The sequence below is a fragment of the Streptomyces sp. NPDC006430 genome (assembly GCF_040612395.1).
GTDB lineage: Bacteria > Actinomycetota > Actinomycetes > Streptomycetales > Streptomycetaceae > Streptomyces.
Map to the genome: position 1 here is coordinate 155,025 of NZ_JBEXQA010000012.1, position 18,734 is coordinate 173,758.

Sequence of the window (18,734 nt, forward strand, 5' to 3'; positions counted from 1 at the left end):
CCGGCACCGGGTGGGTACCTCAAGGTGGACGCATGTCACCGGAGGAACTCCACGCCATCGAACTGCTGCACCGGGTGCCGTACGGCAGGGTGGCCACCAGCATGCGCGCGCTGCCCTTCCTCGCCCCCGCCCGTCACATCGTGGTGGACGGCAAGGTCGTCCTGAGGATGCACGCCGGCTTCGGCTACCACCGGGCCTGCAACGGCAGCGTGGTCGCCTACGGGGCCGACAACTTCAATTCCCGGGACTCGCGGTTGTGGTCCGTTCAGTTCACCGGAACCGCGCAGATCATCGAACCGACGACCCGCGAACTGGAGCTCTTCGGGCCGGGCCCGCATTTCGTGGACGGTGAAGTGTTCGATCCGGTCCACCTGCGAATCGAGCCCCAGTTCGTCACGGTCCACTCCCTCTCCGGAAATCCGGACCGGGAGTACCAGTACGCCCTCTGATCAGGGCGTTCACCCGCGCATCGAAGACTCGCACGAAGGCGGGCCCGACGGAATCGCATTCCGTCGGGCCCGCCCTTCCGCACGCGCTGTTTCGCCGCTAGTTCGAATCACCTTGCGGATTCGGCGACTCCACCGGCGGCGACGCGCTCTTCGTCGGCGACTTCGTCGCCGAGGGCGAGGGCGTCCCCTTCGACGCCGAGGGCGACGGGCTGGACGACGGCGACGAAGACGGACTACTGCTCGGCGAGTACTTGCTGCGACTGGGCGCCGGCGTGAAGTCCTCGGACGAACGCGAGGCCGACGCCTCGTGCGACGGCTGCGTGTTCTGCTGCGCGGACGGGCTCTCCGACCGGCCGCTCGGCGAACTCTGGACGACCGACGGAGTGTTGTCGCCCTTCTCCTTGTGCGACACGGAGGTGACGGCGTACGCCACGCCTCCCGCGACCGCGACGATCGCGAGCAGCGCGAACAGCCACAGCTTCCAGCGGCCGGTGCCGCGGTCGTCGTAGCCGTCGTGGCCGCTCGGACCGCCACCGTGGCCGTGGTTGTCGTACCCGCCGCCCCCGCCGGGGAAGGCCGAGCCGTCGTCCGGGTTCAGCGGCGGCACCATCGGCTGGTGGAACTGCGAGGTCGTGGCGTGCGCCGGGTAGTTCTGCTGCCCACCGGACGCGGCCGTCGGCATCGCCGTGGTCTGTGCGCCACCGCGGCCGTGCGGAAGGGCCATGGTGACCGGGCCGGTGTTCCAGGTGCCCGTGTTAGCGCCCTGGTCGTGCAGCATCTGCAGGGCGTACTGGACCAGCCCGCGCATCTCCTCGGCGCTCTGGAACCGGTCGTCCGGGTCCTTGGCGAGGGAGCGCATGACGAGCCCGTCGAGCTCCTGCGGGATGTGCCGGCCCTCCGGCAGCTGCGACGGCGGTACCGGCACGTCCTGCACGTGCTGGTAGACCACCGACAGCGGGGTCTCACCCGTGAACGGAGGACGCAGCGCGAGCAGTTCGTACAGCAGGCAGCCCGTGGCGTACAGGTCGGAGCGGTGGTCCACCGCCTTGCCGAGCGCCTGCTCGGGCGACAGGTACTGCGGGGTGCCCATGACCATGCCGGTCTGGGTCATCGTCGACTGCGCGCCGTGCAGGGCACGGGCGATGCCGAAGTCCATCACCTTCACCGCGCCGGTGTCCGTGATGATGACGTTGGCGGGCTTGATGTCACGGTGCACGATGCCGTGCTGGTGCGAGTAGGCGAGCGCTTCGAGCACGCCCGAGACGATGATCAGCGCCTGCTCGGGGCCCGGGGCCTCGGCACTGATCAGCAGATCGCGGATGGTGCGACCCTCGACCAGCTCCATGACGATGTAAGGGACGGTGTTGGGGCCGACCTTGTCCTCACCGGAGTCGTACACGGCGACGACGGCGTGGTGGTTGAGCCCCGCGACCGACTGTGCCTCGCGCGTGAAGCGCGCCTTGGACACCGGGTCCTCGGCGAGGTCGGCGCGCAACAGCTTCACGGCGACGGTCCGGCCCAGCCGGACGTCCTCGGCGGCGAACACCTCCGCCATGCCACCGCGGCCCAGGCGGTGGGTGAGCCGGTAGCGGCCGTCGCCGACCAGTCCGCCGGCGCCCCAATGCTCAGGACCGTCGGCCATCCCGGCGCCGTTTCCCTCGGGTTCGGGTGCCATCAGTCCTCGCCGTCGTCTCTCTCGGCCGCCGCTCAGCGGTAGGTCCTTTTCGTGTGCTCCGATGAACGCTACAGCCTCGGAACAGGTCGCCGTTCGGACAATGGCGCGCGGTGGCCTTGTGGTCACGGAACGAGTACCTGGCTTGACGTGTGCTTGCCCTCCGGCAGACTGGGCGCGACATGCGCTCAGCCAGAGGCGTAGGGACACATCCCGAGGGGAAGCAACAGTCATGAGCCAGGACGGCACTCAGGGCCAGTACGCAGGCGGCTCTCTGGCCGGTGGCCGTTACCAGCTAAGGGACTTGCTGGGTGCGGGCGGCATGGCGTCCGTGTACTTGGCGTACGACACTGCGCTCGACCGGCAGGTCGCCATCAAGACGCTGCACAGCGACCTGGGCCGCGAACAGTCATTCCGTGAGCGGTTCCGCCGTGAGGCCCAGGCTGTTGCGAAACTGTCGCACACGAACATCGTCTCGGTCTTCGACACGGGCGAGGGCGAGGTGACCGGCTCCGGCGCGGACGGCGCGGTGATGCCGTACATCGTCATGGAGTACGTGGAGGGCCAGCCGCTCGGCTCCGTCCTCGAAGCGGACATCCGCCAGTACGGGGCGATGCCGGCCGACAAGGCGCTGAAGGTGACGGCCGACGTGCTGGCCGCACTGGAGACCAGCCACGAGATGGGCCTGGTCCACCGTGACATCAAGCCCGGCAACGTGATGATGACCAAGCGCGGCGTGGTCAAGGTGATGGACTTCGGCATCGCCCGGGCCATGCAGTCCGGTGTCACCTCGATGACGCAGACCGGCATGGTCGTCGGCACCCCGCAGTACCTCTCGCCCGAGCAGGCCCTGGGCCGCGGCGTCGACGCCCGCTCCGACCTCTACTCGGTCGGCATCATGCTGTTCCAGCTGCTGACCGGCCGGATTCCGTTCGACGCCGACTCACCGCTCGCCATCGCGTACGCGCACGTGCAGGAGGAGCCGGTCGCTCCGTCCTCCGTCAACCGGTCGATCACCCCGGCGATGGACGCACTGGTCGCGCGAGCCCTGAAGAAGAACCCGAACGAGCGCTTCCCCACGGCCACCGCCATGCACGACGAGGTCATCCGGGTGCTCTCGGCCGGGCAGGCCGGCGCGCCGGTCATCGTCCCGGGCAGCCACACCGGCGGCAGCGGGGCGGGCGTCAGCTCGGCCGTGTTCCCGCCGGTGGACTCCGGCTTCCAGGCACCGCCGCAGTCGGTGCAGCAGCCGTACGCGCAGACCCCGCCGCCGTCCCCGTACGCGCAGACCCCGCCGCCGGCGCCGCAGCAGCACGGGCAGGGCGGGTACGCGTACCCGCCCCAGCAGCAGTACGCGCCGCAGACCCCGCCGCCGTTCACCATCTCGCCGGCGACCAACGCGGCCCCGACCGCCGGGGGCGGCGACAAGCGGAACACGCCCGTGATCGTGGGCGCGATCGCGGTGGCCCTGCTGGCCGTCGGCGGTCTGATCGCGGCCCTGTCGTACGACGGCAACGAGAAGGACACCGGCGGCGGTACGGCTTCGCCCGGAGCCTCCGCGTCCGCGTCCGCATCGGCCAAGGCCGGTTTCAAGGGGCCGGACCTCTCGCGCACGATCGACGCGGCCAAGTGCAAGGAGCCGAGCAAGCACTACAGCGACGCCACCAAGTACACGGCGCCGGACCTGCGCTACAAGAACCTGCTCTCGGTCAAGGCGTGCATCCAGGCCTCCGGCGGCAAGTACACCATCGTCGAGAAGGACGAGGCCGTGTACGGCAAGGACACCGTGCTCGACCAGAACCCGCGGCCCGGCGACAAGATCGACAAGGAAGGCACGGAGTACACGCTGACCGTGTCGACCGGCAACCCCGAGTAGTCCGAAGCACCATGAAGGCGGCGCCGTCGCCGCCCCGCACGACACACCGGCATCCCGGACGACCCTGACGGGCCGCCCGGGATGCCGCTTTTGCCCCACCATGTAAACCTGAGCGAAACATCTCGCTCTCCCCCGGATCCGGTCCGGGGCCCCACGGACGGGAGGGGCTACCCGTGGCTCAACGCCTCCGTGTGCAGCGCTGGCTGGCCGGGGCCGCAGCGGCCGGCGCCGCACTGTCCCCCGCCGCATCCGCATCCGCGTCCGCGTGCGCGGCCACTTCGTCCGCCTCCACCGCTTCCCCGTCCGCCTCGTCCGCCACCTTCTCGTCCGTTTCCCGCGCCGCCCCGGCCGGCCGTCCGCTCGCCCGTGCAGCCTCCCCCGCCTCAGCCGGGCGGATCGACACCGAGGACCCGACCGACACCGAGGACACCGAGGAAACCACCGACACCACCGACATCGACGACACCGCCAGCGTCACCGCGCCGCACGTCGCCGCCCCCGATCCGGCGGCCGACGTACCCCACGAGGCCTACCAGGAGCTGGCCGGCAACGCCGCCGGGGTCGGGCGGGAGCGGCCCGGTCGGCCGGCGGCCGAGCCCCCGAACCCGGAGACCGTGCTGGCCTCCCGCCCCTTCCCGGTGCGCCCGCGCATCCGGCCCACCGCCACCGCGCCCCCGCCTCTCGCGCAGCCCCCGCCGAGCCCTCCACCCGCAGTCACCGCGCTCGGCACCGAGCGGAACGAGCGCGCCGCCGATCTGGCCGCCCACATACTGCCGCTCGGCACCGGTTTCGCCCTGATGGGGCTCGGCCTGGGGTACCTCGGCGTGCGGCTGCGCAGGGGCCTCTGACCCGCCTCCAGCAGGACGCGGGGCGGCCTCTCCTCCTCCCGACGTACACCTCAGGACGGTTGCGATACCCGACATACTCGGTATACATACTGAGTATGTCCATTCGCCACGGCCTTCTCGCCCTGCTGGAAAGGGGTTCTCGGTACGGCTCTCAGCTGCGTACCGAGTTCGAATCCCGTACCGGCTCCACCTGGCCACTCAACGTCGGTCAGGTGTACACCACACTCGCCCGTCTGGAACGCGACGGCCTCGTCGTCCCCGACGGCGAGGACGCTGCCGGGCACACCCTCTACGCCATCACCGATACCGGACGCGCCGAACTGCACCAGTGGTACGAGCGCCCCGTGGACCGCACCAACCCGCCCCGCGACGAGCTGTCCATCAAGCTCGCCATGGCCGTGGGCGCTCCCGGCGTGGACATCCGCGCCGTCATCCAGGCCCAGCGGCACGCCACGATCAAGGCGATGCAGGACTACACCCGACTCAAGGCGCAGGCGCTCGCCGCGATCGAGAGCGGGCAGACCCGCGAACGCGACGACGTGGCCTGGCTGCTGGTCCTGGAGCAGCTGATCTTCCAGACCGAGGCCGAGGCCCGCTGGCTCGACCATTCCGAATCCCGGCTCGTACGGCTCTCCCTGCTGGCCGACCGGAGAGCCGAGCCCGACCCGCCGCAGGCCGCCGACACCGACACCGTCGCCGTCACCGCACCACCGCTCCGCGCCTCCCGCACCCCGCGGAGCTGACCACACCACCGTCCCAGGGGGGACTTCCATGCCCGACCAGCATTCCGCACCCCACATACAGCCCGTACCGCACGCACCGTCCGAGCGCCCCGTCCTCCAACTCGACAGGCTGGTGCGCACGCACGGCAGCGGCGCCACCGAGGTGCACGCCCTGCGCGGCATCAACCTGGCCGTCTACCCCGGTGAACTCGTCGCCGTCATGGGCCCCTCCGGCTCCGGCAAGTCCACGCTGCTCACCCTGGCCGGCGGTCTCGACACCCCGACCAGCGGCCACGTCATCGTCGAGGGCACCGACATCACCACCGCGAGCCGCAAGGAACTGGCCGCGCTGCGCCGCCGCAGCATCGGGTACGTCTTCCAGGACTACAACCTGATCCCGGCCCTCACCGCCGCCGAGAACGTGGCCCTCCCCCGTGAACTCGACGGCGTCTCCGCCCGCAAGGCCCGCGTCTCGGCGCTGGCGGCCCTGGAGGAAATGGGCCTGCGGCAGCTCGCCGACCGGTTCCCCGACGAGATGTCCGGCGGCCAGCAGCAGCGCGTGGCCATCGCCCGCGCCCTCGTCGGCGACCGCCGCCTCGTGCTCGCCGACGAGCCCACCGGTGCCCTCGACTCCGAGACCGGCGAATCCGTCCTCGGCCTGCTGCGTTCCCGCTGCGACGCGGGTGCCGCCGGGGTCCTCGTCACCCATGAACCGCGGTTCGCCGCCTGGGCGGACCGCGTGGTCTTCCTGCGCGACGGAAGCGTGGTCGACGAGACCCTACGCAGCCAGGCCGACTCCCTGCTCTCGGGGCAGGCGGCCGGCCAGTGACGTCCTCGTACCACGCGTGGGTCGCGGCCATCCGGATCGCCCGCCGCGACGCCTGGCGCGCCAAGGGCCGCAGCGCCCTCGTCCTCGCGATGATCGCCCTGCCGATCGTCGGCGTGAGCGCCGCCGACCTCACGATGCGCAGCGCCCAGCTCTCCCCCGCGCAGGCCGTCTCCCGTCAAATCGGTAGTGCCGATGCCCGGTTGAGCGATCCGGGCATGGGCGTACCCGTCTACCAGAACGTCGAGGGAAGGGACTTCAGGCCGGTCGGCGGCTACGACTCGTACGACCCGTCCAAGGAATCGAATCCGAATCTCGTGGGCGAGGCGGTCCCGGCGGGCGCCCAGTCCCTCAAGGACAGCACGAGCCAGGCCAAGGTCCGTACCCGGTACGGCCTGCTCGACACCGAACTGCGCGAGATCAACGCGGCCAGCCCGCTGGTCGACGGCATGATCACGCTGAAGCGCGGCCGGCTTCCCCAGGAGGCGGGCGAGGTCATCGCCACCACCGCCTTCCTGAAGGACTCCGGCTTCTTCGTGGGCTCCGACTTCCGCGCCCGCGGATCGGACGCCTGGTACAAGGTCGTGGGTGCCTACGAGTTGCCCTCCGACCTGAACAAGTCCGAGGTCATCGCGCCGCCCGGCACCCTGCTCACCCCGCTCGACAAGGCCCTCCAGAGCGCCGGGGTGCCCGGGATCGTCGCCCACGACACCTACCTCGTCAAGGTCGGCGGCGATGGTTTCACGTGGAACATGGTCAAGGAGTTCAACGCGAAGGGCGTGGTGGTCGTCTCCCGCGCCGTGCAGCTGAACCCGCCGGCCGACTCCGAGGTGCCCTACATCGCCCAAGCCAAGGAGCTGGGCTACTACCTCCCCGACGACAAGCTCCCTGTCACCGAACTGGCCGTCCTGGCCACCGTCGTCGGCCTCGCGATGCTGGAGGTCTGCCTGCTCGCCGGACCCGCCTTCGCGGTCGGCGCCCGGCGCTCGCGCCGCCAGCTCGGCCTGGTCGGTTCCAACGGCGGCGACCGGCGCCACATCAGGGCCATCGTGCTCTCCGGCGGCCTCGTCATCGGCGCCGCGGCCGCAGTCAGCGGCACCATCATCGGCGTCGCCCTCACCGTGGGGCTTCGGCCGGTGCTGGAGGAGTACCTCGGCCTGCGCTTCGGCGGTTTCGAGTTCCGCCCGCTGGAGATCCTCGGCATCGCCCTGCTCGCCGTGCTGACCGGTCTGCTGTCCGCCATCGCCCCGGCCGTCACCGCCTCCCGACAGACCGTCCTGGCCTCGCTGACCGGCCGCCGCGGTGTCCGCCGGTCCAACCGCGTCCTGCCCGTCATCGGCCTGGTCGCCCTCGGCGTCGGCGCCACGATCGCCCTGTACGGCACGGCCTCCCGGATGGGCGCCACCGTCGTCGCGGGCGGCAGCGCCATCGCCGAACTGGGCATCGTCGCCCTCACCCCCGTGCTGGTCGGCCTGTTCGGGCGGCTCGGGCGCTGGCTGCCGCTGTCGCCGCGGCTCGCGCTGCGCGACGCCGTGCGCAACCGGGGCCGTACGGCGCCCGCCGTGGCCGCCGTGCTGGCCGCCGTCGCCGGCACCGTCGCCGTGGCCACGTACGAGCACAGCATGGACGTCCAGTCCCGCCACAAGTACGTCGCCGACCTCCCCGGCGGTTCGGGGGTCGTGGAGCTCCAGGAGCGTGGCCGCCAGAAGGACGTGCCCGCCGTCCGCGAGGCCCTGTCCCAGGAACTCCCGCTGGCGGTCCGGGCGGACGTGGACTACGTCCAGGTCGGCGCGGCCGATTGCGCGAAGTTCTCCCGCAACGACGGCTGCGGACTGGCCGAGATCATCAAGCCCAAGGAACAGCGCTGCCCGCTCTTCGAGGCGAAGAACGGGCCCTCCTCCTTCCCGCCGGCACAGGTGAAGGAACTGCGCAAGGACGAGCGGTGTCAGATGGACCGGCACGGCGTGCAGTACGAGACGGTGGTCGCCGACGAGAAGCTGCTGACGGCGCTCGCGGTCACCGATCCGGGGGCGGTGTCCGCCCTGAAGGCCGGCAAGGGCGTCTCCTTCGACAAGCGCAACGTCAAGGACGGCAAGGTCACCCTGCGGCTGATCGACAACAAGGGCCTCGACAAGCGCGAGCCCGGCGTGGACCCGCCCGGAGAGGACAAGGTCTTCGCGGTCCATCAGGTGCCCGACACCACGGACGGCTACGGCATCGAGCTCATCCTGCCGCCCTCCGCGGCCAAGAGCGCCGGCCTCGCTACGCTGCCGTACGGCTCGTACTTCACCCTGGACGGCAAGGCCACCAGCGAACAACGGCAGCGGCTCGCCGCCCGGATCGACCAGATCGGGGTGGAGGCACCCGTCACCATCGAGGCCGGCTACCAGCCCCGGGCCGGCGTGGCCATGCTGGCCCTGACCGTCTTCGCCGGCCTGGTCACCATCGGCGCGGCCGGCATCGCCACCGGGCTCGCCCAGGCCGACGCCGAGGGTGATCTGAAGACCCTGGCGGCGGTCGGCGCGGCCCCGCGGGTGCGGCGCACCCTCAGCGGCTTCCAGTGCGGGGTGGTGGCCCTGATGGGCGTGGTCCTGGGCTCGGCGGCCGGAATCCTGCCCGCGGTCGGCCTACGGCTCGTCCAGCGCCGGGAAGAGGAACACCTCATTGAGATGGCCGGCGGCCCGGGCGACGTGGTGTACGTGCCCATCTCGGTGCCGTGGGAGACCCTCGGCGGACTCCTCGTCCTGGTCCCGCTGGGCGCGGCCCTGCTGGCGGCCCTGGTCACGAAGTCGGGCGGCGCCCTGGCCCGCCGCGCAGCAGGCTGACGGTCACTTACCGTTCACGCCCCCGTACAGGGTGGATCACGCCCGTGCGGGGGCACACCGTGTGAGTACGCAGGTGTGCGAGAGAATGGCCGGCATGGAGATGCCGAGGAGTGAACGGTCGCAGGACAGCCCCCCGCACGTCCTGATCGTGGGACAGGACGGGACGGCGGTCGGCGGCGCCGATGACGAGTCGCGCGAGGTCCCGGTGACGGAGATGGTCGAACAGCCCGCCAAGGTCATGCGGATCGGCAGCATGATCAAGCAACTTCTGGAAGAGGTCCGCGCCGCACCTCTGGACGAGGCCAGCCGGGTCCGTCTCAAGGACATCCACGCCGCGTCGGTGAAGGAGCTGGAGGACGGTCTGGCCCCGGAACTGGTCGAGGAACTGGAGCGCCTCTCCCTGCCGTTCACCGAGGAAGCCATTCCTTCCGAGGCGGAACTGCGCATCGCACAGGCCCAGTTGGTGGGTTGGCTGGAGGGCCTCTTCCACGGCATCCAGACGGCCCTGTTCGCACAGCAGATGGCTGCTCGGGCCCAGCTGGAACAGATGCGCCGGGCGCTCCCGCCCGGCGCCCCGACGGACGACGACGACGGCCACGGCCCGATCCGCTCCGGCCCGTACCTGTAGACCGCCCTGCGGGGCCGGAAGCACTGCGCCTTCCGGCCCCGCAGGCACGTGCGGCGCCGCAGCCGGGACGAGACCGGCCGGGTCGGAGCCTCGGGCCGGGCGTGAGCTACGCATGCACCATGTGAGCCACACGGGCCACACGGGCCACGTGGCCGCGCAGGCCACGTGAGCCCCGTGGGGCCCCACGTACGCCCCGGGCAAGTGCAGTTCCCCGCGGGCGACATGACCCGCGCATACTCATTGGCATGAGCTACGACGCAATCGTCCTGGCCGGCGGAGCCGCCCGCCGTCTCGGAGGCGCGGACAAACCCGCCCTCCACGTCGGCGGTCGCACCCTCCTCGACCGCGTCCTCGACGCCTGCGCCGACGCCGCGACCACCGTCGTGGTCGGCGGTCGCCGCCCCACCGCCCGCCCGGTCCACTGGACCGTCGAGAACCCGCCCGGCGCCGGCCCCGTAGCCGCCCTGGACGCCGGTCTGCGCCAGACGACGGCCGACCTGGTCCTCGTCCTCTCCGCCGACCTTCCCTTCCTGGACCGCGCGACGGTCCGCGCCCTCCTCCACGCCTGCGCCGCCGGAGGCGACGGCGCCCTGCTCCGCGACCCCACCGGCCGCGACCAACCCCTCGTCGCCGCCTACCGCGCCGAACCCCTGCGTCGCGAAATCGCCCTCCTGGCCGCCGAGCACAGCACCCTCGCCGGGCTCCCCCTGCGCTTCCTCACCGCCGAGCTCGACCTGGCCACAGTGGCGGACGCTGCGCCGCTCGCCTCCTTCGACTGCGACACCTGGGACGATCTCGCAACCGCCCGCGCCAGGATCAGGGAGCATGGGAACGTGCTGGAACAATGGATCACCGCCGTCTCGACCGAGCTGGGGATCGACGTCACCGTCGACACCAAGACCCTGCTCGACCTCGCCCGCGACGCCGCCCACGGCGTCGCCCGGCCCGCCGCCCCCTTGACCACCTTCCTGGTCGGCTACGCGGCCGCCCAAGCCGAAGCCACCGGCGCCGACCCCGCCACCGCCGTCGCCGAGGCGTCCCGCAAGGCTGCCGACCTGGCCCTGCGCTGGGCCGCCGAAACCGAAACCGAGACCGGAGAGAACGGCTCAGGATGACCCCCACCGATGCCGACCACGCGATGCAGGCCCTCGATGAGGCCCTGGCCCTGGTTCGCCGCCGTCCCGACGGAGGCGGTCACCGTGCCGCCGCCTGGCCGCAGGCCCGGCAGACCGCCGCCCGTGCCGGTTCCGGCAGCCGCCCCCGGACCCACCGGGTCCCCCTCGCGGACGCACTCGGCGAGGTGCTGGCCCACTCCCTGGACGCCCTCACCGACCTGCCGTCCTTCGACACCTCCGCCATGGACGGATGGGCAGTCGCCGGCCCCGGCCCCTGGACCGTCCGCCCCGGAGGCGGGGTGCTGGCCGGCTCCGAGCCCCCCGAGCCGCTGGCCGACGGCGAGGCGGTGCGCATCGCCACCGGCGCCCGGATCCCCGCCGACACCACCGCCGTCCTCCGCAGCGAGCACTCCCGCGAGTCCGGCACCCAGCTCCACGCCGACCGGCCGGTCCTCACCGGTCAGGACATCCGACCGCGCGGCCAGGAGTGCCGCTCCGGCGACCTGCTGCTTCACGCCGGCTCCCTCGTCACCCCGGCCGTCCTGGGCCTCGCCGCAGCCGCCGGATACGACGAGCTCACCACCCGGCCCCGGCCCCGCGTCGAGATCCTCGTGCTCGGCGACGAGCTGCTCACCGAAGGCCGCCCGCACGACGGCCTGATCCGGGACGCCCTGAGCCCCATGCTCGGCCCGTGGCTCGACCGGCTCGGCGCCGAGGTCATCGCCACCCGGCGGCTCGGCGACGACCCGGCCGGAGCCCGCGCCCTGCTGGACGCCGTCACGGGCTCCGACGCCGACCTGGTCATCACCACCGGCGGCACCGCCTCCGGACCCGTCGACCACGTCCACCCCGTCCTGCACGAGGCCGGCGCAGAACTGCTGGTCGACGGAGTCGCCGTACGCCCAGGACACCCGATGCTGCTGGCCCGGCTCGGCGACGGGGCCTCCGGCCAGGACCCGGTCCGCCACCTGGTCGGCCTGCCCGGCAACCCGCTCGCCGCCGTCTCCGGGCTGCTCACCCTCGCCGAACCGCTGCTGCGCTCCCTCGCCGGCCGCCGCCAGCGCTCCCGGTACGCGGTCCCGGTACGGGACGACGTACCGGGCCATCCGCACGACACCCGGCTCGTGCCCGTCGTACTGACCGAAGAGCACGCCGTTCCGCTGCACTACAACGGCCCCGCGATGCTGCGCGGCGTGGCCGCCGCCGATGCGCTGGCCGTCGTACCGCCCCACGGCGCCCGGTCCGGACAGGACCTGGAGATCCTGGACCTGCCGTGGGTCTCGGGAGGATGTTTCACGTGAAACTCCACGGCCAGGACGCCATGGCCCGGGACGCCGACGAGAAGCTCGTCTCACGACGCGTCAAACTGCCCAAGCGCGTCGTGGAGAAGCCGCTCCGACAGGTCGCCAAACGCCTGTTGATGGCCCTGTGCGTACTGTTCCTGACGGTCCTGATCGTGTGGCTCGACCGCGACGGCTACCACGACAACGCCGACGGCCAGGTCAACTTCCTCGACTGCTTCTACTACGCGACCGTGACCCTGTCGACGACCGGATACGGCGACATCGTCCCGTACAGCGCCAGCGCACGACTGATGAACATCCTGCTGGTCACCCCCCTGCGCGTGCTGTTCCTGATCATCCTGGTCGGCACCACGTTGGAAGTCCTGACGGAGCGGACCAGGGAAGAGTGGCGGCTGAACCGCTGGAGGAAGAACTTGCGCGAACACACGGTCGTCGTCGGCTTCGGCACCAAGGGCCGCTCGGCCCTACAGACGCTGCTGGCCACCGGCCTCAGCAAGGAACAGGTCGTCATCGTGGACCCCAGCGCCCAGGTGATCGACTCGGCCAATGCGGAGGGCTTCACGGGCGTGGTCGGCGACGCCACCCGCTCCGACGTCCTCCTGCGTGCCGAGCTCCAGAAGGCCCGTCAGATCGTCATCGCCACGCAGCGGGACGACACGGCCGTGCTGGTCACGCTGACGGCGCGACAGATGAACCGCGGCGCGAAGATCGTCGCAGCGGTCCGCGAGGAGGAGAACGCACCGCTCCTGCGCCAGTCGGGCGCCGACGCGGTCATCACGAGCGCGAGCGCGGCCGGCCGACTGCTGGGGCTCTCGGTCCTGAGCCCCAGCGCGGGCACGGTGATGGAGGACCTGATCCATCAGGGCAGCGGGCTGGACCTCGTCGAACGACCCGTGAAGAAGCCCGAGGTCGGCAAGGGGGTGCGGGAGACGGACGACCTGGTGGTGAGCGTGCTGCGCGGCCACCGACTGCTCGCGTACGACGACCCGCACGCGAGCCCGTTGCAGCTGACCGACCGGCTCATCACCATCGTGCGGGCCGTGCCGCCCAGTTCACCGCCGGGGACACGGGCACCTGCGGACGAGGGACGGTTGGCGTAACCTCCGGGCCATGCATGCGATCACCATCGAAGCGCCCGGCGGCCCCGAGGCGCTCGTCTGGGCCGACGTACCCGATCCGGTGGCCGGCGAGGGCGAGGTCCTCGTCGACGTCGCGGCGAGCGCCGTGAACCGCGCCGACGTCCTGCAGCGCCAGGGCTTCTACGATCCGCCGCCCGGCGCCTCCCGCTATCCCGGCCTGGAGTGTTCGGGACGGATCGCCGCCATCGGGTCGGGGGTGTCCGGCTGGGCGGTGGGCGACGAGGTGTGCGCCCTGCTCGGCGGCGGCGGGTACGCGGAGCGCGTGGCCGTCCCCGCGGGCCAGCTGCTGCCGGTCCCAGCCGGCGTGGACCTGGTGACGGCGGCGGCGCTGCCCGAGGTGGTCTGCACGGTGTGGTCCAACGTCTTCATGGTGGCCCACCTGCGTCCCGGGGAAACCCTGCTGGTGCACGGCGGCTCCAGCGGCATCGGAACGATGGCGATCCAGCTGGCGAAGGCGGTCGGCGCGACGGTGGCGGTGACCGCCGGGGGCCCGGAGAAGCTGGCCCGCTGCAAGGAGCTGGGCGCGGACGTCCTGATCGACTACCGCGAGCAGGACTTCGTGGAGCAGGTTCGGGCCGCGACGGGCGGAGCCGGGGCGGACGTGATCCTGGACATCATGGGTGCGAAGTACCTGGAGCGGAACCTGGACGCGCTGGCCGTGAACGGGCGGCTCGCGGTGATCGGGCTGCAAGGCGGGGTGAAGGCCGAACTCAACCTGGGCGCGTTGCTGGCGAAGCGGGCGGCGATCACGGCGACCTCGCTGCGGGCGCGGCCACTGGAGGAGAAGGCGGCCATCGTCGCGGCCGTACGGGAGCACGTGTGGCCGCTGGTGGAAGCGGGCCGGATCCACCCGGTCGTGCACGCCTCCTTCCCCCTGCGGGACGCGGCCGAGGCGCACCGGGTCATGGAGTCCAGTACGCACGTGGGCAAGCTCCTGCTGACCACCTGACCGGACCGCCCCGCGGCTGCCCGGTGGCTGCACGCCCGCCCCGGAGTGACCGTGCCCCGCGGCGTCCGGCTCCGTCCGACCCGTCCGGGTCCACGATCAGGAGCCGTGACCCCACGGGGCACGGTCAGGCAGTCAGGCAGTCAGGCAGTCACAGCGAGCGCAGCAGCACCGCCGGGGACTCCACGCAGTCGGCGACGTACCGGAGGAAGCCCCCGGCCGTGCCGCCGTCGCAGACCCGGTGGTCGAACGTCAGGGACAGCTGTACGACCTGGCGGACGGCCAGCTCGCCCTGGTGCACCCACGGCTTCGCCACGATCCGGCCCACCCCGAGCATCGCCGCCTCCGGGTGGTTGATGATCGGCGTGGATCCGTCGACCCCGAACACTCCATAGTTGTTCAGGGTGAACGTCCCGCCCGTCAGGTCCGCCGGCGACAGCTTCCCGGTCCGGGCCAGCTCCGTGAGCCGCGCGAACTCCGCCGACAGCGACTCGGGGTTCCGCGTCTGGGCGTCCCGGACCACCGGAACCACCAGCCCGCGCTCGGTCTGGGCCGCGAAGCCCAGGTGCACGGACGGCAGTCGCACGATCTCGTTCGCCGCGAGATCCACGGTCGAGTTGAGTTCCGGGTACTTCGCGAGCGCGGCCGTGCAGATGCGGGCCAGCAGCGCGAGCACCGAGATCTTCGGCCCGCCCACGGCGTTCATCGCGGCCCGTGCCGCCATCAGCTCGGTCGCATCGGCGTCGACCCAGCACGTGGCGTCCGGGATCTCCCGGCGACTGCGCGACAGCTTCTCGGCCACCGCACCGCGCAACCCCTTCAACGGCACCCGCTCCCCGGCGGCGGCCGGCGACGCGGACGGGGCGGGGGCCGGAGCCGCTGCGGCCACCGGCTCCGGTGCCCGCAGAGCAGCCTCGACGTCCGCGCGCAGGATCAGGCCCTCGGGCCCGGAGCCGCGCAGCGCACGCAGGTCGATCCCGTGGTCCCGGGCCAGCTTCCGCACCAGCGGCGAGATCACCGGGACCGGGCCGGTGACCACCGGCGCGGCAGGAGCGGGAACAGCGGGAGCGGGAGCGGCGAGGGGAGCGGGGGCGGCCACGGCAGCAGCAGCCGGCACTGCGGAGCCCGGTCGCACCCGCCTCCGACGCGCCGTGCGCGAGTGGTCCGTCCCGTAACCCACCAGGACGTTGCCCGAGCCGGAGTCCTCCGGCTCCACCGCCTCGACATCCCCCGCACCCACCGCCACCGTGATCAGTGGTGCTCCGACGGGGAGTTCCGTGCCCTCCTCCCCGAACCGTGCGGTGACCACACCGCCGTACGGGCACGGCACTTCCACCATCGCCTTGGCCGTCTCGACCTCGACCACCGGCTGGTCGACGGCGACGACGTCGCCCACCGCCACCAGCCAGCGGACGATCTCGGCCTCGGTCAGTCCCTCCCCGAGGTCGGGGAGCTTGAACTCCATTACCTGCGGCATCAGTTCTCCCACTGCAGGCGGGCCACGGTGTCCAGGATGCGGTCCACACCGGGCAGGTGGTGCTTCTCCAGCATCGGCGGCGGGTACGGGATGTCGAAGCCCGTCACCCGCAGCACCGGCGCCTCCAGGTGGTGGAAGCACCGTTCCGTGATGCGGGCTGCGATCTCCGCGCCCGGTCCGCCGAAGCCGTTGGCCTCGTGGACCACCACCGCGCGTCCGGTGCGGCGTACGGACGCCACGACCGTCTCCTCGTCGAACGGGACCAGCGAGCGCAGGTCCACGACCTCCAGGTCCCAGCCCTCCTCGCGCGCCGCCTCGGCCGCCTCCAGGCACACCGGCAGCGAGGGCCCGTACGTGATCAGCGTCGCGCTCGTGCCGGTGCGCCGGACGAGTGCCTTACCGATCCCGGGTACGGCGGTCGGCTCCTCGGGGTTCCACTGGGCCTTCGACCAGTACAGCCGCTTCGGCTCCAGGAAGACCACCGGGTCGTCGCTCGCGATCGACGCGCGCAGCAGCCCGTACGCGTCCTCGACCGTCGCCGGGGTCACCACGTGCAGGCCGGGCGTCGCCACGTAGTACGCCTCGGAGGAGTCGCAGTGGTGCTCGACACCGCCGATCCCGCCGCCGTACGGCACCCGAATGGTGATCGGCAGCGGCATCGCGCCCCGCGTACGGTTGCGCATCTTCGCGACGTGCGAGATCAGCTGCTCGAACGCCGGGTACGCGAACGCGTCGAACTGCATCTCCACCACGGGCCGCAGCCCGTACATGGCCATGCCCACCGCGGCGCCCAGGATCCCGGCCTCTGCGAGCGGCGTGTCCGTGCAGCGCTCCTCGCCGAACTCCTTCGCGAGGCCGTCCGTGATCCGGAACACCCCGCCCAGCGTCCCGACGTCCTCGCCCATGACGTGGACCGTCGGGTCCTGCGCCATCGCATCGCGCATGGCCCGTCCCAGGGCCTGCGCCATCGTCGCCGGCTTCACGCCCGGCTTCGCCGCCACCGTCGTCACGACTGCTCCTCCGCGTCGAGCTCGGCGCGCAGCATCTCCGCCTGTTCGCGGAGCCGGCCGGTCTGCTCCGCGTAGACGTTTTCGAACAGGTCCATCGGGTCGAGCACGGGCTCGGCGTTCATCCGCTCGCGCAGCGCCGCCGCCATCGTCTCGGCCGCGTCCTTGGCCTCCTGGATGCCTTCGGCGTCCAGGAGCCCGCGCGCGGTCAGCTCGCGCTCCAGCAGCTCCACCGGGTCGTGCGCCTTCCACGCCTCGACCTCGGCGTCACCGCGGTAGCGGGTCGCGTCGTCGGCGTTCGTGTGGGCCTCGATGCGGTACGTGATCGCCTCGATCAGCGTCGGACCGCCGCCGGCCCGGGCCCGCTGGACGGCCTCGGACAGCACCTCGTGGACGGCGGCGATGTCGTTGCCGTCGACGAGCCGGCCGGGCATCCCGTACCCGACGGCCTTGTGGGCCAGGGTGGGGGCGGCCGTCTGCTTGGCGAGCGGGACCGAAATGGCGAAGCCGTTGTTCTGGACGAGGAAGACCACCGGGGCCTGCCAGACGGCCGCGAAGTTCAGCGCCTCGTGGAAGTCGCCCTCGCTGGTGCCGCCGTCGCCCACCAGGGCGAGGGCGACCACCTCGTCGCCACGCAGCCGGGCGGCGTGCGCCAGGCCCACCGCGTGCGGCAGCTGGGTCGCGAGCGGGGTGCACAGCGGGGCGATCCGGTACTCGCGGGGGTCGTAGCCGGTGTGCCAGTCGCCGCGCAGCAGGGTCAGTGCCTGGACGGGGTCCAGGCCGCGCGCCACGGCCGCGAGGGTGTCGCGGTAGCTCGGGAAGAGCCAGTCCTGGTCCTCCAGGACCAGCGCGGCGGCGATCTCGCAGGCCTCCTGGCCGACGGTGGAGGGGTAGACCGCCAGTCGGCCCTGTCGGGTGAGTGCGGTGGCCTGCGCGTTGTAGCGGCGGCCGCGCACCAGCTCGGCGTAGCAGCGGCGCATCAGCTCGGGGTCGAGCTTCTCGGCGGCCGGCGTGCCCAGCACCCGGTACGGCTCGGGGTCCGGGAGCAGCGGGGCGGCATCCGTACGGGGCCTCCAGGCGGGCGGCGGGGTGGATCGGTAGGACGCACCGGCACCGGGCAGCTCTTGGACCGTCATGGCGGCGTACACCTCCTCGTGGGAAGCAGGCAGGGCCGCCTCGGATGTGAGGCGCCTCACCAACCGATTGTTCGGTCGTTGGCGCAATTTGGCTACAGGCGAGTTCAGGCTGTGGACAAAGTGGCGCCGTGGCCGTGGGATGGGTGCAGGATGTCCAGGAGAGGGAGGCAGTGGGCCATGCCGGATGAACAAATGGCCGCATCGGGTTCCACGGAGGGTTCCGCCCAGACCCCCGCGGCGGGTGCGCCAGCGAGCCAGCAGGCCCCACAGGTCCCGCCCCGCCCCCTGGACCCCATCGACCGATCGATCATGCGCCTGCTCCAGGCGGACGGCCGCGCGTCGATACGGTCGGTGGCCGAGCAGGTGCACGTCTCGCGCGCGAACGCCTACGCCCGTATCAACCGCCTCATCGACGACGGAGTGATCCGCGGGTTCACGGCCCGCGTCAACCACGAACGGGCAGGTCAGGGGGCCTCCGCCTATATCACCCTGAAGATCGTCCAGAACTCCTGGCGCACGGTCCGCGAGAAGCTCCGCGAACTCCCCGGCGCGGCGCACATCGCCCTGGTCAGCGGGGACTTCGACGTCCTGCTCCTGGTCCACACACCGGACAACCGCACCTTGCGCGAGCTGGTGCTGACCCGCCTCCAGTCCATCCCGGAGGTCCTCTCGACCCGTACTCTCCTGGTCTTCGAGGAGACCGACCTGCTCGCCCCGGGACCTTCGGCGGGGCCGGCCCTCACCGAGGAGTAGCCGGCCCCGGA

16 protein-coding genes are annotated in these 18,734 nt (G+C 72.0%); 12 read left to right on the forward strand and 4 right to left on the reverse strand.

What is annotated here, in order from left to right:
* Window positions 1-32 precede the first annotated feature (32 nt).
* On the forward strand, window positions 33-449 hold the full coding sequence (locus ABZZ20_RS19840) for a pyridoxamine 5'-phosphate oxidase family protein (RefSeq protein WP_356871192.1): 417 nt from the start codon (window positions 33-35) through the stop codon (window positions 447-449).
* Between the two features lie 97 nt (window positions 450-546).
* Here the strand turns inward: ABZZ20_RS19840 and ABZZ20_RS19845 are convergent, their stop codons facing one another.
* Complete coding sequence (locus ABZZ20_RS19845; RefSeq protein ID WP_356871194.1) at window positions 547-2,124, reverse strand: protein kinase; 1,578 nt, start codon at window positions 2,122-2,124, stop codon at window positions 547-549.
* A gap of 229 nt (window positions 2,125-2,353) precedes the next feature.
* On the opposite strand from ABZZ20_RS19845, the gene ABZZ20_RS19850 reads away from it, so the two are divergent.
* The 10 genes from ABZZ20_RS19850 (at window position 2,354) to ABZZ20_RS19895 (ending at window position 14,353) form a co-directional block, all read left to right on the forward strand.
* Entirely contained in the window at window positions 2,354-3,997 is a 1,644-nt protein-coding gene (locus tag ABZZ20_RS19850) for a protein kinase (protein WP_356871196.1), read from the forward strand.
* A gap of 173 nt (window positions 3,998-4,170) precedes the next feature.
* Window positions 4,171-4,845 carry a hypothetical protein gene (locus ABZZ20_RS19855; protein ID WP_356871198.1) on the forward strand — a complete coding sequence of 225 codons (675 nt, stop codon included), beginning with the start codon at window positions 4,171-4,173 and terminating at the stop codon, window positions 4,843-4,845.
* Between the two features lie 95 nt (window positions 4,846-4,940).
* Entirely contained in the window at window positions 4,941-5,588 is a 648-nt protein-coding gene (locus ABZZ20_RS19860; RefSeq protein WP_356871200.1) for a PadR family transcriptional regulator, read from the forward strand.
* Between the two features lie 28 nt (window positions 5,589-5,616).
* Window positions 5,617-6,396, forward strand: a complete 780-nt coding sequence (locus ABZZ20_RS19865) for an ABC transporter ATP-binding protein (protein ID WP_356871202.1) — start codon at window positions 5,617-5,619, stop codon at window positions 6,394-6,396.
* Window positions 6,393-9,218: an ABC transporter permease gene (locus ABZZ20_RS19870; protein ID WP_356871204.1), complete on the forward strand. Its 2,826-nt coding sequence runs from the start codon at window positions 6,393-6,395 to the stop codon at window positions 9,216-9,218. The genes ABZZ20_RS19865 and ABZZ20_RS19870 overlap by 4 nt, the downstream gene beginning before the upstream one ends.
* 94 nt (window positions 9,219-9,312) lie before the next feature.
* Window positions 9,313-9,846 carry a bacterial proteasome activator family protein gene (locus ABZZ20_RS19875; protein WP_356871206.1) on the forward strand — a complete coding sequence of 178 codons (534 nt, stop codon included), beginning with the start codon at window positions 9,313-9,315 and terminating at the stop codon, window positions 9,844-9,846.
* 245 nt (window positions 9,847-10,091) lie between these two features.
* Window positions 10,092-10,961, forward strand: a complete 870-nt coding sequence (locus tag ABZZ20_RS19880) for an NTP transferase domain-containing protein (protein WP_356871208.1) — start codon at window positions 10,092-10,094, stop codon at window positions 10,959-10,961.
* Window positions 10,962-10,984: 23 nt separating this feature from the next.
* Entirely contained in the window at window positions 10,985-12,262 is a 1,278-nt protein-coding gene (locus ABZZ20_RS19885) for a molybdopterin molybdotransferase MoeA (protein WP_356871274.1), read from the forward strand.
* On the forward strand, window positions 12,250-13,365 hold the full coding sequence (locus ABZZ20_RS19890) for a potassium channel family protein (RefSeq protein WP_356871210.1): 1,116 nt from the start codon (window positions 12,250-12,252) through the stop codon (window positions 13,363-13,365). Before ABZZ20_RS19885 ends, ABZZ20_RS19890 begins: the two co-directional genes overlap by 13 nt.
* Window positions 13,366-13,375: 10 nt before the next feature.
* Window positions 13,376-14,353, forward strand: coding sequence for an NAD(P)H-quinone oxidoreductase (locus ABZZ20_RS19895; protein ID WP_356871212.1), 978 nt, complete (start codon window positions 13,376-13,378; stop codon window positions 14,351-14,353).
* A gap of 148 nt (window positions 14,354-14,501) precedes the next feature.
* Here the strand turns inward: ABZZ20_RS19895 and ABZZ20_RS19900 are convergent, their stop codons facing one another.
* From ABZZ20_RS19900 to pdhA, 3 genes are read right to left on the reverse strand one after another with little or no spacing between them, the layout of a single operon-like run.
* A complete protein-coding gene (locus ABZZ20_RS19900; RefSeq protein WP_356871213.1) occupies window positions 14,502-15,827 on the reverse strand; it encodes a dihydrolipoamide acetyltransferase family protein in 1,326 nt (441 codons plus the stop codon).
* Window positions 15,827-16,795, reverse strand: coding sequence for an alpha-ketoacid dehydrogenase subunit beta (locus tag ABZZ20_RS19905; RefSeq protein ID WP_356871276.1), 969 nt, complete (start codon window positions 16,793-16,795; stop codon window positions 15,827-15,829). The genes ABZZ20_RS19900 and ABZZ20_RS19905 overlap by 1 nt, the downstream gene beginning before the upstream one ends.
* 38 nt (window positions 16,796-16,833) lie before the next feature.
* The gene (pdhA, locus tag ABZZ20_RS19910) at window positions 16,834-17,970 is read right to left on the reverse strand and encodes a pyruvate dehydrogenase (acetyl-transferring) E1 component subunit alpha (RefSeq protein ID WP_356871278.1); all 1,137 of its coding nucleotides are present in this window, start codon (window positions 17,968-17,970) and stop codon (window positions 16,834-16,836) included.
* A 177-nt stretch (window positions 17,971-18,147) separates the two neighbouring features.
* On the opposite strand from pdhA, the gene ABZZ20_RS19915 reads away from it, so the two are divergent.
* A complete protein-coding gene (locus tag ABZZ20_RS19915; protein WP_356871215.1) occupies window positions 18,148-18,723 on the forward strand; it encodes an Lrp/AsnC family transcriptional regulator in 576 nt (191 codons plus the stop codon).
* The last annotated feature ends 11 nt before the right edge of the window (window positions 18,724-18,734 follow it).

Bases quoted from the DNA above. Each gene is read 5' to 3' on its own strand.
- ABZZ20_RS19905 (WP_356871276.1), bottom strand. From the start codon at position 16,795: ATGGCGCAGGCCCTGGGACGGGCCATGCGCGATGCGATGGCGCAGGAC.
- ABZZ20_RS19915 (WP_356871215.1), top strand. From the start codon at position 18,148: ATGCCGGATGAACAAATGGCCGCATCGGGTTCCACGGAGGGTTCCGCC.
- pdhA (WP_356871278.1), bottom strand. From the start codon at position 17,970: ATGACGGTCCAAGAGCTGCCCGGTGCCGGTGCGTCCTACCGATCCACC.
- ABZZ20_RS19845 (WP_356871194.1), bottom strand. From the start codon at position 2,124: ATGGCACCCGAACCCGAGGGAAACGGCGCCGGGATGGCCGACGGTCCT.
- ABZZ20_RS19900 (WP_356871213.1), bottom strand. From the start codon at position 15,827: ATGCCGCAGGTAATGGAGTTCAAGCTCCCCGACCTCGGGGAGGGACTG.
- ABZZ20_RS19885 (WP_356871274.1), top strand. From the start codon at position 10,985: ATGCAGGCCCTCGATGAGGCCCTGGCCCTGGTTCGCCGCCGTCCCGAC.
- ABZZ20_RS19840 (WP_356871192.1), top strand. From the start codon at position 33: ATGTCACCGGAGGAACTCCACGCCATCGAACTGCTGCACCGGGTGCCG.
- ABZZ20_RS19850 (WP_356871196.1), top strand. From the start codon at position 2,354: ATGAGCCAGGACGGCACTCAGGGCCAGTACGCAGGCGGCTCTCTGGCC.
- ABZZ20_RS19890 (WP_356871210.1), top strand. From the start codon at position 12,250: ATGTTTCACGTGAAACTCCACGGCCAGGACGCCATGGCCCGGGACGCC.
- ABZZ20_RS19860 (WP_356871200.1), top strand. From the start codon at position 4,941: ATGTCCATTCGCCACGGCCTTCTCGCCCTGCTGGAAAGGGGTTCTCGG.
- ABZZ20_RS19875 (WP_356871206.1), top strand. From the start codon at position 9,313: ATGGAGATGCCGAGGAGTGAACGGTCGCAGGACAGCCCCCCGCACGTC.
- ABZZ20_RS19895 (WP_356871212.1), top strand. From the start codon at position 13,376: ATGCATGCGATCACCATCGAAGCGCCCGGCGGCCCCGAGGCGCTCGTC.
- ABZZ20_RS19880 (WP_356871208.1), top strand. From the start codon at position 10,092: ATGAGCTACGACGCAATCGTCCTGGCCGGCGGAGCCGCCCGCCGTCTC.
- ABZZ20_RS19865 (WP_356871202.1), top strand. From the start codon at position 5,617: ATGCCCGACCAGCATTCCGCACCCCACATACAGCCCGTACCGCACGCA.